A 258-nucleotide genomic window follows, 5' to 3' on the forward strand; every position below is an offset into this window, starting at 1 on the left:
TTGTAGTCGTCTTCTTCCTCATCATCAAAATTGTCATCTTCATCTTCGAAGCTGTTACCTCCTCCGAAATCATCTTCAAAATTGAAATCGTCATCCATTAAAGGCATTGCCGATTTTTTATTTTTTGATCCTGCAGCGGTTTTACTTTTGCTTGGAGCTTTTAGAGGAGCATTTCCATATCTGTAAGTAGTAATTGGATAATTGACACCTTTAGTTTCGTCAACAATTTCTATTAATTCACAGAAAAATTCCCAAAGA

Annotated in this window: 1 pseudogene; it reads right to left on the reverse strand. The window is 34.9% G+C overall.

Annotated features, from left to right (window positions below):
• Positions 1 to 258 (reverse strand): annotated as a pseudogene (locus tag AC0I8G_RS26020) (IS1096 element passenger TnpR family protein); the annotation flags it as partial.

Source organism: Kineococcus sp. AC630, from assembly GCF_979255925.1.